Source organism: Nocardia neocaledoniensis (assembly GCF_029868625.1).
Taxonomy (GTDB): Bacteria; Actinomycetota; Actinomycetes; order Mycobacteriales; family Mycobacteriaceae; genus Nocardia; species Nocardia neocaledoniensis_A.
In genome coordinates this window covers 1-13,637 of sequence record NZ_JARWOJ010000295.1, presented here as the reverse complement: position 1 = coordinate 13,637, position 13,637 = coordinate 1, and the positions used below count along the sequence as shown (strand labels likewise).

At 70.0% G+C, this 13,637-nt stretch carries 13 protein-coding genes and 2 tRNA genes; 8 read left to right on the top strand and 7 right to left on the bottom strand.

Annotated features, from left to right (window positions below):
• Window positions 1-358: enoyl-CoA hydratase-related protein (locus QH270_RS22235; protein WP_280345715.1), on the top strand; the 358-nt coding region annotated here is incomplete at its 5' end.
• Here the strand turns inward: QH270_RS22235 and QH270_RS22230 are convergent.
• Both QH270_RS22230 and QH270_RS22225 read right to left on the bottom strand, forming a co-directional pair.
• The gene (locus QH270_RS22230) at window positions 355-1,416 is read right to left on the bottom strand and encodes an Hsp70 family protein (protein WP_280345713.1); all 1,062 of its coding nucleotides are present in this window, start codon (window positions 1,414-1,416) and stop codon (window positions 355-357) included. The genes QH270_RS22235 and QH270_RS22230 overlap by 4 nt on opposite strands.
• 25 nt (window positions 1,417-1,441) lie before the next feature.
• Window positions 1,442-2,029 (bottom strand): MarR family winged helix-turn-helix transcriptional regulator, encoded by a 588-nt coding sequence (locus tag QH270_RS22225; protein WP_280345712.1) that lies wholly within the window; start codon window positions 2,027-2,029, stop codon window positions 1,442-1,444.
• Between the two features lie 97 nt (window positions 2,030-2,126).
• On the opposite strand from QH270_RS22225, the gene QH270_RS22220 reads away from it, so the two are divergent.
• A tRNA-Cys gene (locus QH270_RS22220) sits at window positions 2,127-2,198 on the top strand.
• A 153-nt stretch (window positions 2,199-2,351) separates the two neighbouring features.
• Here the strand turns inward: QH270_RS22220 and QH270_RS22215 are convergent.
• From QH270_RS22215 to QH270_RS22195, 5 genes are all read right to left on the bottom strand, one after another.
• Window positions 2,352-2,963 carry an Rv0361 family membrane protein gene (locus QH270_RS22215; RefSeq protein ID WP_280345709.1) on the bottom strand — a complete coding sequence of 204 codons (612 nt, stop codon included), beginning with the start codon at window positions 2,961-2,963 and terminating at the stop codon, window positions 2,352-2,354.
• 127 nt (window positions 2,964-3,090) lie between these two features.
• Window positions 3,091-3,603, bottom strand: coding sequence for a DUF4352 domain-containing protein (locus QH270_RS22210; protein WP_280345707.1), 513 nt, complete (start codon window positions 3,601-3,603; stop codon window positions 3,091-3,093).
• A 373-nt stretch (window positions 3,604-3,976) separates the two neighbouring features.
• Window positions 3,977-4,049: transfer RNA gene (locus QH270_RS22205), tRNA-Arg, on the bottom strand.
• A gap of 113 nt (window positions 4,050-4,162) precedes the next feature.
• Window positions 4,163-4,867, bottom strand: a complete 705-nt coding sequence (locus tag QH270_RS22200) for a DUF305 domain-containing protein (protein ID WP_280345704.1) — start codon at window positions 4,865-4,867, stop codon at window positions 4,163-4,165.
• Window positions 4,867-5,742 carry a DUF3105 domain-containing protein gene (locus QH270_RS22195; protein ID WP_280345703.1) on the bottom strand — a complete coding sequence of 292 codons (876 nt, stop codon included), beginning with the start codon at window positions 5,740-5,742 and terminating at the stop codon, window positions 4,867-4,869. The genes QH270_RS22200 and QH270_RS22195 overlap by 1 nt, the downstream gene beginning before the upstream one ends.
• A gap of 90 nt (window positions 5,743-5,832) precedes the next feature.
• On the opposite strand from QH270_RS22195, the gene argS reads away from it, so the two are divergent.
• From argS to QH270_RS22165, 6 genes are all read left to right on the top strand, one after another.
• Complete coding sequence (argS, locus tag QH270_RS22190) at window positions 5,833-7,491, top strand: arginine--tRNA ligase (RefSeq protein ID WP_280345700.1); 1,659 nt, start codon at window positions 5,833-5,835, stop codon at window positions 7,489-7,491.
• 34 nt (window positions 7,492-7,525) lie between these two features.
• Window positions 7,526-8,947: a diaminopimelate decarboxylase gene (gene lysA, locus QH270_RS22185; RefSeq protein ID WP_280345696.1), complete on the top strand. Its 1,422-nt coding sequence runs from the start codon at window positions 7,526-7,528 to the stop codon at window positions 8,945-8,947.
• Window positions 8,944-10,284 (top strand): homoserine dehydrogenase, encoded by a 1,341-nt coding sequence (locus QH270_RS22180; RefSeq protein ID WP_280345692.1) that lies wholly within the window; start codon window positions 8,944-8,946, stop codon window positions 10,282-10,284. The genes lysA and QH270_RS22180 overlap by 4 nt, the downstream gene beginning before the upstream one ends.
• Complete coding sequence (gene thrC, locus QH270_RS22175; RefSeq protein WP_280345689.1) at window positions 10,281-11,375, top strand: threonine synthase; 1,095 nt, start codon at window positions 10,281-10,283, stop codon at window positions 11,373-11,375. Before QH270_RS22180 ends, thrC begins: the two co-directional genes overlap by 4 nt.
• A gap of 25 nt (window positions 11,376-11,400) precedes the next feature.
• Window positions 11,401-12,327: a homoserine kinase gene (gene thrB, locus QH270_RS22170; protein WP_280345687.1), complete on the top strand. Its 927-nt coding sequence runs from the start codon at window positions 11,401-11,403 to the stop codon at window positions 12,325-12,327.
• A 433-nt stretch (window positions 12,328-12,760) separates the two neighbouring features.
• Window positions 12,761-13,637, top strand: an 877-nt coding sequence (locus QH270_RS22165) for a Rho termination factor N-terminal domain-containing protein (RefSeq protein WP_280345685.1), incomplete at its 3' end; no start/stop codon positions are given.

Genomic DNA, 13,637 nt, shown 5'->3' with positions numbered 1-13,637 from the left:
GATCGGTGGGTCGCAGCGGTTGACCCGGGCGATCGGTAAGGCCAAGGCGATGGATTTGATCCTGACCGGCCGGAACATGGGTGTGGAGGAGGCCGAGCGGGCGGGGTTGGTGTCGCGGGTCGTGCCGGCTGATCAGTTGCTGGAGACGGCGTTGGAGACGGCGCGGACGATCGCGTCGATGTCGTTGCCGGTGGCGATGATCGCCAAGGAGGCGGTGAACCGTTCGTTCGAGACGACGCTGTCGGAGGGTTTGTTGTTCGAGCGTCGGGTGTTCCACTCGTTGTTCGCCACCGATGATCAGAAGGAGGGGATGGCCGCCTTCATCGAGAAGCGGCCGGCGAACTTCACCAACAGCTAGTTCTGCTTGTAGTGCAGCGAACCGTCCGTGAGCTGGGCGGTCGTCGGCGCGGTTCCCCGTTCCGGGGGCCGCGCCGTCGTGCTGTCGGTGCCGAGCAAGCCGGCGACAGCGCCGCCCAGCGTGGCCGTTACCGCCACCGCGGCGAGCAGCTTGCGCCTGCCAGGACGCTGACTGTCGCGGGTGGCCAGGGTGGCGCCCGCGTACAGGCGGCGCATGCGTAGCCGCGCGGGCGGGCGTTGCGCGGCCAGCAGGACCGCGCCGCGCGCCGAGACGTAATCGGGCTCGGGGTCGTAGACGATCGGCAGCCCGATCAGCTGGGCCAGGTCATCGCGCAGCGTCGGGTTGCGGCTACAGCCGCCCAGCGGCACCAGCGCGTCCGGACGCACCCCGGTCTCCTCGATCACCTGCCGCACGAACGAGGCCGAATGGTGCAGCCCCGCCTCGCACAGCTCGGCCAGATCACTGCGGGTGACCACCGCGCGGCCGCCGGTGTCGGTGTCGGTGGCGGTCACCACGGGGGTTCGGCTCAGCGACTCGCGGTGCGCGCGGCTGGTGCGGGCGTCGGCCAGGACGCCCCCGCGGGCGAGCTGCCAGCGCAGCAGCGCGTCGTAGCCGTTGCCGCTGAGCACGGTGCTGCGCCTGCTCGCCAGGATCGTGTCGGTGCGGCAATCGGCATGGGTGATCGTCAGGCCGGAGCAGCCGAGGTCGTAGAGGAGCACCGTGCCGGTGGCGGGCAGCATGCCGGTGAACCGCAGGTACCGCAGCTGGGCCAGCGGTTCGTCGACGATGCCGACATCGGACCCGCCGAGCGCGGCGCGGATCGCGTCGGCGTGCACTTCGCTGCGACAGGTGACCGCCGTGGCCGTCACGCACTCGTCGCGCGCGAGCGCGGCCACCCGCAGCCGGCGGATCGCCGCCAGCACCGCTTCGTCGACCGATCCGCCCGCCCTGCGCGGCAGCCGGACGCGGTCCACCGGCGGCAGGTGCGGCTGATCGGAGTGGGTCAGCACGGCGCGAGCACCGCTCGCACCCGCCGATACCCCCAGGACCAGCACCATGGGCTACATGGTGGACCAGATTCGGCTAGCTGCCAAGCGCGTCGGCCGGTGATTCGCTCTCCGGTCGCCAGGTCGCGTGGAATGCGAGGTTCGGCTCTCCGGGCTCCTCGAAGTCGCCGGCGTCGTGGCGGAAGCGGGCGAGCAGGGTCAGCAGTTCGCGGATCTTGTCGTGGGGCAGGCCGGGCTCGGCGAACACCTGCGCGTTCAACGCCGCGGTGGCCTCGGCCACCAATTCCCTTCCGGCATCGGTGATTTCGATCAGCGTGGCGCGCCGGTCGCTGGGGTGCGGCACGCGGACCACCAGTCCGGCGGCCTCGAGCCGGTCGACGGTGTTGGTCACGCTCGTGGGATGCACCTGCAGTCGCGCGCTGGCCTTGGCCATCGGCAGGGCGCCGGTGCGGCTGAAACTCAGCAGTTGCAGCAGCTCGTAGCGGGAGAAGGTGAGGCCGGTCGGTTTGAGCGCTTCGTCCACCCGCGCCATCACGATCTGCTGGGCGCGCACCAGTGAGGTGACCGCCGCCATGCCGTCGGCCACCTCGCCCCAGCCGTGCCCGGTCCACTGCCGATGCGCCTCGGCGATCGGGTCGACGGGAAGCGGGCGTGGCCGGGTCATGGATTGATCATCGCATAGCGCCAGGTGGACCGAATTGCACTCACCTCGAGCGCAACCCTGGTCGCGGCGGCCCGGCCACGGCACTCTCTAGGTCGAGGCGGGCGTGGCTGAGTGGTTGAGGCAACGGTCTGCAAAGCCGTTTACGCGGGTTCAATTCCCGCCGCTCGCTCTGTGTCGTCGAGGCGGGATCGCTGTGCGCGGTCCCGCCTCGACGCTGTTCAGCGCAGTCCTGCGTGACGATGCCCGGTCGAGCGTGAGTGGTGGATCATCTTGCGCGGCAACAGCTCATGTCAACGCGCGAGGTGGCCGTCGACGGGCGGCATCAGCGTCTGTTGGCCGGTGCCGAACAGATCTTCCAGGTGCCGTTCTCCTTCTTCAGGTGTTCCTCGGTGCTGTCCTCGGTGTTGGGTTCCTCGCCCTGCACCGACAGGGTCAACTTGCCGACGACGGTCGCCTTGGCGGTGTCGCCGGTGACGACGATGTTCTCGACCTTGTCGATGGTCACCTCGACCGAGGCCGCCTCGAACTGCTGACGCTGCTCCGGGGTGAGATTCTCGATCTCTTTCCGGTCCGCCTCGCAGGCCAGCTCGGCGGCCGCCACGAAGCCCTCGTCACCGAGGGTGTCGTAGAAGTCGCGCACCGCGACCTCGATCTGCTTCTCGTCCGAGGACAGCGGCGTGCGGCCCTGCACGGTGAGCAGGATTCCGGTGATCACCGCGCCGATCACCACCAGCGCCACCACACCGAGCGCGATGAACAGCCCGGTTCGCTTCTTCTTCGGCGGCTGCGCGGGCGGCAGCACATCCGGCCCGTCCGGATAGCTCGGCGGCGGCGGTTCCTGCCCGAACCCCGCGTGGGGATACCCCGGTGGCCCCGACGGCATCCCCGCCGGCTCCTGGCCGGACGGCGGCTGCTCACCTGGCGGATTGGTCATGCTCGCTCCTGACTGAAATGCGCTGAATGCGTACGTGAGTCGAACCGCTACGAAAAGCGTGGAAATGCGAGAGCGCCCCGGACGATACCGGGACGCTCTCCGCACCTGCAACGAAGGTCACACCCACTCAGCGAAGCGCCACCCGGGTGCCGCCGGAGAACATCGAATCGTGCAGCTCGATCGCCGCGGGGACGGTGCCCTTCGGCACGTCGAACGCGATCACCACCGACATCTTGTTCCCTGGATTGATGCCCTCGGACAGCTCGGTGTTCAGATTGAGCGCCGCCTCCTCGTCGTTCGCGAACTCCCTGCCCTGATCGTCGATGAGCTTCTGATTCGATCCGAAATAGGTCTGCGGTTCCGCTGCGGTGTTGGTGACGTCGACGTAGACGAGGATGAACTCACCCTGGGCGTCTTTGCGCAGGAATTGGTTGTCGCCGACACTGGCCACCGGCGGGTCGACCTTGGTGACGACGAAGGCGAACTTGCCGTCGCGCACCTCCGAGCCCACCGGCGCCGCGGTCGATCGAGCAGTGCTCTCCTCGGCGGCCTTGTCGACCCCGCTCTTGAACACGGTCAGGCACCCGGCGCAGAGCAACAGGATCATGGCGAGGATCCCGAGCAGGACCCACAACCACACCTTGCTCTTCTTCCGCGGTGGCTGCGGCGGATAAGGCTGCCCATACGGCGCCTGCCCATACGGCGGTGGCTGCCCCTGCCCATATGGCTGATGCGGAGGTTCCTGCGGGTTCGACATGGTTCGCCTCGATTCACGAACTGCCACGGCGGTTTCCGTGGCCGGTGAACCGGAGTGTGACAGCGCCCGGATTCGCGCGACGGCCGATCCGCGACAGGGAATGTCCGATTGGAAGCAATTAGGGGGCGGTCCCGTCTACCAGCCTGTTCCAGGCCCGCAACAGCGGCGACGGGTCGGGTCGTGGTGGGGGATTCGCAGCGTGGAGTGCCCAGGAAATACGAAAGGCCCGACCAGGTGGTCGGGCCTTTCGTGGGTGTGCCCTCGGCAGGATTCGAACCTGCGGCCTTCTGCTCCGGAGGCAGACGCTCTATCCCCTGAGCTACGAGGGCGGGATAGATGCCGGTCGCTGTGGGGCGATCGGGCAGCGACAGCGTATCGCATCGAGTGCGGTGGGCCAAAAACGGTGGTGGACCGGGGGGTTCGCCGGGCCACCACCGGTGGGTCAGCCGAGGGGGAGCGGGGTGGCGCCGCGGGCCGACAGCATGCTCTCCATCAGCTGCGATTCGCCCGCCTGGGTCTTCGACATCTGGGCCGCCAGGACGCGGACCTCGGTGGTGTCGGCGTGCTCGGCGGCGTAGTCGAGCATCGGGACGCCGCCCTGGTGGTGGCGCAGCATCAGCTGCAGGAAGAGCGTGTCCACGGCGGGGCCGGTGGACCGGCGCAGTGTGGTCATCTCCTCCTGGCTCGCCATGCCGGGCATCTCGGTCATCGGGCCGGACATGGCCGTGCTGGTCGAGCCGCCGTGTCCGTGGCCGCCCTGGCCGTGCTCGGTCATCCAGCCCATGTACCCGTCGACGTTCTGGTTGGGCTCGCCCCAGAGCTGCAACCAGCCCTGCATCCGGCCGATCTGGTTCTGCTGGGTGGTGAGGATGTCGTAGGCGAGCCTGCGGACGTCATTGTCGGTCGAGGCGATCAGCGCCGCGCCCGCCATGTCGACGGCCTGCGCGTGGTGGGCGGACATGTCCTGGCTGAACCCCACGTCGACCGGACCGGGCGTGGAGGCCTTGGGCTCGTCGAGCGGCATCCGCAACAGCACGCCGGCCACCGCGCCGAGCAGCAGCAGCCCGATCGCGCCGAGGACCAGGATCGCGCCGGTGGGACCTTTGCCGCGGGCGGCGTCGCCGGTCTCGGCGGCGTCGTCGCTCATCACTGACCGGCGGGCAGGCCGCCGGGGATCGGGATGTTCGGCATGCCGGGGATGCCGGAACCGCCCAGCTCGGACTGGTCCGGCGTCAGGCCCTTGCCGTCCATCGGCACGGCCTCGGGACCGTACGGCGACGGATCGAACGGCGGCGGGTTGTTCGCGTCGAAGATCGGGTTCGAGCAGCTCGCGCCGACCTCGGGGTAGGCGTAGGGGTTCTCGCGCAGGGCGGAGATGAACTGCTTGATCCGCGCGTCGTCGGCGGAGTCCAGCTTGAGCTGATGACCCCAGGTCTGCAGCGAGATCGGGCTCTCGAGGCCCGGGTACGGCGACATCATCGAGTACTGACGCCCCTTGACGAAGTTCGACAGCTTCTCCACACCCTCGGCGTCGACCTTGTCGGGGTTGTAGGCGATCCAGACCGCGCCGTGCTCGAGCGAATGCACCGCGTTCTCCATGCGGATCGGCTTGGTGTAGACCGTGCCGGTGCAGTTGGCCCAGGCGGCGTCGTGCGGGCCACCGTACGCGGGCGCCTTGTCATAGGCGACGCGCTGCGCCTCGGTGACGTGCAGACCGGCCGGGTACTCCTGCTTGACCACGCCCTCGATCTTGGTCGATGGGTCCTGGTTCTCCTTGGACGGCACCCACTCCTTGAGGTCGGTCTGCGCCTCGCGGATAGCGGCCTGGTCCATGTACTTGGGGACCAGGCTGTAGGCCAGCAGACCGATCAGTGCGACGATGACGACGGCACCGCCGAGCAGCGCCCATGGCACCTCCCGTTTCTTGCCCGGAAGCTTGCCCTTGCCGGGTTTGCGGGACGGAGACGACTTCCCCGCGGCCCGGACGGCCTTGGCTGATGTGGCGCTGGTCCTGCTCGGCATCGCTCGTTGTGCTCTTTCGACGTGTGGATCGGTGGCGTTCGTACCGGGCGGTCGTGGTTGCGACCCGCCCAGCCAATAGGATAGAGACTCGTGACTCCAGCTGACCTTGCAGATCTCCTTCGCACCACCGCCGCGAAGGTGCTTGTCGAACGTGGACTGGACTCTTCAGTCCTGCCCGAGCAGGTCACGGTGGAGCGTCCGCGCAACCCCGAACACGGCGACTATGCCACGAATGTGGCCATGCAGGTGGCCAAGCGGGTCGGAACCAATCCGCGCGAGCTGGCCGGTTGGCTGGCCGAGGCCCTGTCGGCGACCGACGGCATCGAGGTCGCCGACGTCGCGGGCCCCGGCTTCCTGAACATCCGCCTCGCCGCGTCGGCGCAGGGCGCGATCGTCGCGCAGATCCTGGCCGCGGGGGAGAAGTTCGGCACCGGGTCGGCGCTGGCCGGCACGAAGATCAACCTGGAGTTCGTCTCCGCCAACCCGACCGGCCCGGTCCACCTCGGTGGCACCCGCTGGGCCTCGGTCGGTGACGCGCTGGGCCGCATCCTGGCCGCGCAGGGCGGCGACGTGACCCGCGAGTACTACTTCAACGATCACGGCGCGCAGATCGACCGCTTCGCGAAATCGCTGGTGGCGGCCGCGCTGGGCGAGCCGACGCCCGAGGACGGCTACGCGGGCGAGTACATCCAGGAGATCTCCGCCACCATCGTCGCCGCGCATCCCGACGCGCTGAGCCTGCCCGCCGGCGAGCGGCACGAGCTGTTCCGGCGCGAGGGTGTGCAGCAGATGTTCGCCCAGATCAAGCAGGACCTGCACGACTTCGGCACCGATTTCGACGTGTACTTCAACGAGAGCGAACTGTTCGCCTCCGGCGCTGTCGAGCGCGCCGTGGAGCAGCTGAAGAACTCGGGCAACCTGTACGAGAAGGACGGCGCCTGGTGGATCGCGTCCACCGAGTTCGGCGACGACAAGGACCGCGTCGTCCTCAAGAGCGACGGCAACGCCGCCTACATCGCCGGTGACATCGCCTACTTCCAGAACAAGCGCGCCCGCGGCTTCGACCTGGCCATCTACATGCTCGGCGCCGACCATCACGGCTACATCGGCAGGCTGAAGGCCGCCGCGGCCGCCTTCGGCGACGACCCCGACACCGTCGAGGTGCTGATCGGGCAGATGGTGAACCTGGTCCGCGACGGTCAGGCCGTGAAGATGAGCAAGCGCGCGGGCACCGTGGTGACCCTCAACGACCTGGTCGAGGCGATCGGCGTCGACGCCTCGCGCTATTCGCTGGTGCGGTCCTCGGTGAACTCGAGCATCGACATCGACCTCGGTCTGTGGACGAAGGCGGGCAACGAGAACCCGGTCTACTACGTGCAGTACGCGCACGCCCGCACCTGCCGGATCATGGACAACGCGAAGGCATTCGAATTCGACGCCGTCGCACCGGATTTCGCGCTGCTGAGCTCGGACCGCGAAGGCGATCTGATCCGCACCCTCGGTGATTTCCCGCGCGTGGTGGCCACCGCGGCCGAGACCCGCGAACCGCATCGCGTGGCCCGCTACCTCGAAGAACTGGCCGGTGTGTACCACCCCTTCCAGTCCGACGACGACATGCGCGTGCTGCCCAAGGGCGACGACGCCGTCACCCCGCTCAACGCCGCGCGCCTCGAATTGGTCAAGGCCACCCGCCAGGTGCTGGCCAACGGTCTGGCCCTGCTCGGCGTCAGCGCACCGGAGCGCATGTGACCACCGGCTCGTTATTCAGGAAGGACGCTCTCCGATGAGTGCACACCCGGCCGGTCCCCGGCACGCAGAGATCCCGCACGCGCCGAGTCTGGCCGAGCGCCCCACCGACCCCAGGGAGATGATCGACCTCCCCGCCAACGTCTGGCCGCGCAATGCCGCGCGTGGCGACGACGGCGTCGTGACGGTCGCCGGCGTGCCCGTCACCGAGCTGGCCGCCGAGTACGGCACCCCGCTGTTCGTGATCGACGAGGACGACTTCCGCTCCCGCTGCCGCGACATGGTGCGCGCCTTCGGGCCCAACGCCCGCGTGCACTACGCGTCCAAGGCGTTCCTGTGCGGGGAGATCGCCCGCTGGATCCGCGACGAGGGCCTGTCGCTGGACGTGTGCTCCGGCGGTGAACTGGCCGTCGCGCTGCACGCCGGGTTCCCGGCCGAGCGGATCGCGCTGCACGGCAACAACAAGTCGGTGTCCGAACTCGAGGCGGCGGTCGCCGCGGGCGTCGGGCACGTGGTCGTCGACTCGCTCTACGAGATCGAGCGGCTCGAGGCGGTCGCCGGCGCGGCGGGCGTGGTCCAGGACGTCCTGGTCCGGGTGACCGTCGGTGTGGAGGCGCACACCCACGAGTACATCTCCACCGCGCACGAGGACCAGAAGTTCGGCTTCTCGATCGCCGGTGGCGACGCCATGGAGGCGCTGGCCCGGGTCTTCGAGACCGACAACCTGCGCCTGGTCGGCCTGCACAGCCACATCGGTTCGCAGATCTTCGAGCTCGACGGCTTCGAGATCGCCGCGCGCCGCATGCTCGGCCTGCTCCGCGAGGCCATCGACAAGTTCGGCATCGAGCGCACCGCGCAGATCTCCACCCTGGATCTGGGTGGTGGCCTCGGCATCTCCTACCTGCCCAGCGACAACCCGCCGCCGCTGGACGAGTTCGCCGCCAACCTGCGCGGCCTGGTCGCCGCCGAGGCCGCCCGCGCCGGGCTGCCCGAGCCGACCATTGCCGTGGAGCCGGGCCGTGCCATCGCGGGGCCGGGCACCGTCACCCTGTACGAGGTCGGCACCATCAAGGACGTCGAGCTCGACGGTGGCGCGCGCCGCCGCTACGTCAGCGTCGACGGCGGCATGAGCGACAACATCCGCCCCGCGCTGTACCAGGCCGATTACGATTGCCGTCTGGTCTCGCGCTCCTCCGACGCGCACGCCGTCGTCGCGCGGGTGGTCGGAAAGCATTGCGAGAGTGGCGATATCGTCATCCGTGATACCTGGATGCCCGCCGACGCGGGCCCCGGTGACCTGGTCGCCGTCGCCGCGACGGGCGCGTACTGCTACTCGATGTCGAGCCGCTACAACCAGCTCACCCGGCCCGCCGTGGTCGCGGTGCGCGACGGTGCGTCGCGACTGATTCTGCGCCGGGAAACGGTGGCGGACCTGCTGAGCCTGGAGGTAGAGGAATGACCAACAACGGGGAAGCGGGGCGTCCGCTGGGTGTGGCCGTGCTCGGCATGGGCACGGTCGGTACCGAGGTGGTCCGTGTGCTGCGCGACCACAGCGACGACCTGCGCTCGCGGATCGGCGCGCCGCTGGTGCTGCGCGGCGTCGCCGTGCGCGACCTGGGCAAGGACCGCGGCCTGCCCGCCGAACTGCTCACCACCGACGCCGAGGCGCTCGTCGCTCGCGACGACGTCGACCTGGTCGTCGAGGTCATGGGTGGGATCGACCCGGCTCGTGGGCTGATCGGCGCCGCGCTGTCGGCGGGCAAGTCCGTCGTCACCGCCAACAAGGCCCTGCTGGCCGACTACACCGGCGAGCTGGCCGCGGCCGCCGAGCGCAGCCGCGCCGACCTGTACTTCGAGGCCGCGGTCGCCGGCGCCATCCCGGTCGTGCGCCCGCTGATCCAGTCGCTCTCGGGTGACCGGGTGAATCGCGTGGTCGGCATCGTCAACGGCACCACCAACTTCATCCTCTCCGCGATGGACGAGACCGGCGCCGCGTACGACGACGTGCTCGCCGAGGCCACCGCGCTCGGCTACGCCGAGGCCGACCCCACCGCCGACGTCGAGGGCTACGACGCCGCCGCCAAGGCCGCGATCCTGGCCTCGCTGGCCTTCCACACCCGCGTCACCGCGGCCGATGTGTACCGCGAGGGCATCTCCAAGATCACCGCCGAGGACCTGGAGACCGCCTCGGCTGTCGACTGCACGGTGAAGCTGCTCGCCATCTGCGAGCGCGTGTCCGCCGGTCCGGGCGAGCCGACCGCCGAGGAGGGCGGCAAGGACCGCGTCTCGGTGCGGGTGTACCCGGCGCTCATCCCGCGCAAGCACCCGCTGGCCGCCGTCAACGGCGCGTTCAACGCCGTGGTCGTCGAGGCGGACAACGCGGGCCGGCTGATGTTCTACGGCCAGGGCGCCGGTGGCGCGCCCACCGCGTCGGCGGTGCTGGGCGACCTGGTGATGGCCGCGCGGAACAAGTTCTACGGTGGTCGCGCTCCCGGCGAATCGGTCTATGCTGAGCTGCCGATCGCGCCGATCGGCGACACCCCCACCCGCTACCACGTGAACCTGCAGGTGGAGGACCGCCCCGGCGTGCTCGCCGCGGTGGCCGGGGAGTTCTCCCAGCGTGGCGTGAGCATCTCGACCGTGCGGCAGCAGGGCCACGGCGACGGCGCCAGGCTCGTCGTCGTCACCCACCATGCGGTGGAGTCCTCGCTGGCCGATACTGTCGCGGCATTGGCGGAAATGGATTCGGTCACCGCTGTGACCAGCGTTCTCAGACTGGAAGGCACCGAAGAATGAGCACCACTGGCATCGCCCCCCAGCTCGGCGTGCACTCGCGCTGGCCGGGTCTGATCGCGGCGTACCGTGATCGGCTGGCCGGTGCGGCCGATTGGGAGCCGGTCACCCTGTTCGAGGGCGGTACCCCGCTGGTCCCGGCGACGCACCTGTCCGAGCTGACCGGGTGTGAGGTGTACCTCAAGGTGGAGGGCGCCAACCCGACCGGCTCCTTCAAGGACCGCGGCATGACCATGGCGATGACCGACGCCAAGTACCGCGGCCAGAAGGCCGTGCTGTGCGCCTCGACCGGCAACACCTCGGCCTCGGCCGCCGCCTACGCCACCCGCGCCGGCATGGAATGCGCCGTGCTGATCCCGCAGGGCAAGATCGCGATGGGCAAGCTGGCCCAGGCCGTCATGCTCGGCGCCAAGATCATCCAGGTCGAGGGCAACTTCGACGACTGTCTCGAGCTGGCCCGCAAGGTGACCTCGGACTTCCCCGAGGTCGGTCTGGTGAACTCGGTGAACCCGGCCCGCATCGAGGGCCAGAAGACCGCCTCGTTCGAGATCTGCGATGTGCTCGGCAAGGCGCCCGACGTGCACGCGCTGCCGGTGGGCAACGCGGGCAACATCACCGCCTACTGGCGTGGCTACCGCGAGTACCACGCCGACGGCGTCACCACCTCGCTGCCGCGCATGCTCGGCGTGCAGGCCGCGGGTGCCGCGCCGCTGGTGAACGGCGCCCCGGTGAAGGACCCGGAGACCGTCGCCACCGCCATCCGGATCGGCGCCCCCGCGTCCTGGAACGGTGCGATGGAGGCCAAGGAGCAGTCCGGTGGCGCCTTCCGCGCGGCCACCGACGAGGAGATCCTGGCCGCGTACCGCCTGGTCGCCGCGACCGAGGGCGTGTTCGTCGAGCCCGCGTCGGCCGCGAGCGTGGCCGGTCTGCTGGCCGCCCGCAAGGAGGGCTGGCTGGATTCGGGCCTGACCGTGGTCTGCACCGTGACCGGCAACGGCCTCAAGGACCCCGACAACGCGCTGGCCGGGATGCCCGAGGTCAAGCCGATCGCCGTCGACCCGGTGGCCATCGCCCACGCACTCGAGCTGGCCTGAGTTGAGCGCGCGCGAGAGCAGGCTGATGACAGCCACCCTGCCCGCCGGCCTCGAAGTCACCGTGCGCGTGCCCGCGTCCACGGCCAACCTCGGACCCGGATTCGACTGCCTGGGAATGGCATTGGGCCTCTACGACGAGATCGTGGTGCGCACGACCGATTCGGGTCTCGACATCCGGGTCGAGGGTGAGGGCGCCGACGACGTGCCATGGGGCCCAACACATCTGGTGGTGCGGGCGATCGAGCGCGGACTCGAATCGCTCGGCGTCTGGGCCGACGGCCTCGATGTGGTGTGCCGCAACGTGATTCCGCACTCGCGCGGCCTCGGCTCCAGCGCGTCCGCGGTGGTCGGCGGTCTGGCCGCGGGCGCCGGGCTTGCCGCGAAGTTCGACCCCGAGTTGCGCCTCGACGACGAGCGCCTGGTGCAGCTCGCCTCGGAGTTCGAGGGTCACCCCGACAACGCCGCGGCCAGCGTGCTCGGCGGAATCGTGGTGTCGTGGACCGAAACCGATGCCGAGCCGGAGCGGACCTACCGCGCCGTGCGCCTGCGACCCGCGGCGGCGCTGCGCCCGGTGGTGCTGATCCCGCAGGAGCGCTCGTCCACCGCGCACACCCGCGGCCTGCTGCCCGAGCAGGTACCGCACGGTGACGCCGCGTTCAACGTCAGCCGGGCGGCGCTGGCCGTCGTCGCGCTCACCGAGCGTCCCGATCTGCTCCTGCCCGCCACCGAGGATCGGCTGCATCAGACCCAGCGTGCGCCCGCGCTACCGCTCACCACGGCCTGGATCGAGCGTTTGCGCGCCGCGGGAATCGCCGCGACGGTGTCCGGCGCCGGGCCGACGATTCTGGCGCTCGCGACCGCTGATTTCCCTGATGACCTGCGTAAACAGGCGGAAAATGACGGGCTGCGGGTGGTCGAACCCGGCATCGCGGACGGCGTCGTCGTCGACTGACGGCGTGCCTGCCTTGCCGTTGTTCGCAATGGGCAGCTATTCTGGGCTTGTCCGTACATCGTGCGCATCAGACGCCGGTGCTTCATCAGGGCAATCGCTCCAGCAGGCTCCAGGCTCGAGCCTCCACACCATGGGGGTGCTGCGACGCCGAGAAGCCGCTCAACTGGAATGATCTCTCCTCACCACTGTCTTCTGGTGGCGAAGCCTCCGGTCCGGCGGGGCGGGTAGTACGGCACAGGCGTCCGGTCGGACGCGTAATCCGAGCTCGGCACACGGTGCCGGGTCTACGGAACGAACCCTCGATTCAGCACACGGCATTCGAGGGAAGGAAAGGATTTCCGTGACAGATACGGACCTGCTCGCGACACCCGGGGTGGAATCCAACCCTACGAACTCGGGCGGCCGCGAAAGTGAATCCGGACAGATTTCGAAAATGAGCGAACATACCGACGTCGCACGATCGGGGCTGACTGGAATGCTGTTGCCGCAGTTGCGCGCACTGGCGGGGGAGCTCGGTATCCGAGGCACCTCCGGAATGCGCAAGGGCGATCTCATCGCCGCCATCAAGGAGAACCAGGCCGGAGCGCCTGCGAAGGCGGGCAAGCCCGCCGAGGCCGCCGCCGTGACGGCCGACGCGCCCGCCGCCAAGGCCGACGCGCCCGCCAAGAGCGAGGCGCCCGCCAAGGCCCAGGCCACCGCGAAGGCCGACGCGCCCGCGAAGGCCGAACGGCCCGCCAGGGCCGCCAAGGTCGACGCGCCCGCCGAGAAGCCTGCCGCCGAGACCAAGACCGAGCAGGCTCCGGCCGAGCAGGCCGAGTCCAAGCCCGCCGCCGAGTCGACCGAGGATTCCGGTCGCGAGGGCGGTCAGCGTGGTCGTGGTCGGCAGCGTCGCGGTCGTGACCAGGCCCGTTCCGGTGGTGGCGAGAACACGCAGACCGAGAACCGCGCCGAGGAGACCAAGCAGGCCGACAAGGCCGACGGTGGCGAGCAGGGCGAGCGCCGTCGTGAGCGTGGCGATCGCGGCGAGCGTGGCGAGCGCGGCGAGCGCAACCAGAACCAGAACCAGAACGGCAACGCCGGTAATCGCGGTCCGCGCGACGACCGCGGCGGTGACGACGAGGAAGGCGGCCGCGGCCGCCCGGGCCGTCGCGTACCCGCGCGGGGGGGGCGGGGGGGCCCCCCCCGGGGGGGCCCGGGGGGGGCGGGGGGGGGCGCGGGTGTTCACCACGCGGGGGGCCCCCCCCCCCCCCCCGCCCCCCCGGGGGGGGCCCCCCCGGCCCCCGACGCTCGCGGACGCGACGGCCCCGGCG